We start from the raw sequence: 398 nt of genomic DNA, 5'->3' as shown, positions 1-398 counted from the left end.
CGACGTCCTGGCCTGCCAGGCCTACTCCGGTGACGCGATCCAGCTGCAGGCCGACAACCCCGACATCGAGTTCGTGGTTCCCGAGGAGGGCGGCGAACTCTGGGCGGAGAGCCTGCTCGTCCCCAACCTCGCCCGGCACAAGGCGAACGCGGAAGCCCTGATCGACTTCTACTACGACCCGGAGGTGGCCGCGCTGCTCGCGGCCTCCGTAAACTACGTCTGCCCGGTTCCGGCCGCCCTCGAGGTCCTGGCCGCCTCCGAGGACAAGGAGACCGCCGAACTCGCCGAGAACCCGCTGATCTTCCCCGACGAGGACATGCGCAAGCGGCTCGTCGTGTCCCGTGACATCTCCTCGGCCGAGCGGGTGTCCCTCGCCAAGCGCTGGAACTCCATCGTCG

At 68.3% G+C, this 398-nt stretch carries 1 protein-coding gene; it reads left to right on the top strand.

The window, feature by feature from the left end; all coding sequences use genetic code 11:
• Positions 1 to 398, top strand: a 398-nt coding sequence (locus G3I56_RS42965; RefSeq protein WP_164418976.1) for an extracellular solute-binding protein, incomplete at both ends; no start/stop codon positions are given.

The sequence above is a fragment of the Streptomyces sp. SID12488 genome (genome assembly GCF_010548275.1).
GTDB lineage: Bacteria > Actinomycetota > Actinomycetes > Streptomycetales > Streptomycetaceae > Streptomyces.
The sequence above is the reverse complement of the archived record's forward strand: the minus strand, read 5'-3'. Positions and strand labels throughout refer to the sequence as shown.